The sequence below is a fragment of the Pseudoalteromonas sp. S3260 genome, assembly GCF_005886925.1.
GTDB lineage: Bacteria > Pseudomonadota > Gammaproteobacteria > Enterobacterales > Alteromonadaceae > Pseudoalteromonas > Pseudoalteromonas tetraodonis.
The window spans coordinates 1-240 of the sequence record NZ_PNCV01000313.1 but is presented as its reverse complement, the minus strand read 5'-3'; the positions used below and the strand labels follow the sequence as shown (position 1 = coordinate 240).

Sequence of the window (240 nt, the reverse complement as noted above, 5' to 3'; positions counted from 1 at the left end):
TGCATCAATAGTTGTACATGTTCATATGGCTAAACCACGATGTGCTCGTCAAACACGAAATGACAAATAAGGTAGATAGCTGCCACCAGCACTGGGGCATTTAAGAACAAGATCACCATCGCTACGCGGGTGAGCCAAACAGGTAGGTTATGACGTTTCGCAAACCCGGCACACACACCCGATAACTTCTTATCCAAGGCATCGCGATAAAAGCGTTGATAGCTAGAGTCTCGCATGGGA

General features: G+C 47.1%; 1 protein-coding gene. It reads right to left on the bottom strand.

The window, feature by feature from the left end:
- Positions 1-29: 29 nt before the first annotated feature.
- Positions 30-240 (bottom strand): PspC domain-containing protein (locus CWC14_RS18610; protein ID WP_349654514.1); only part of this gene is annotated, 211 nt, incomplete at its 5' end.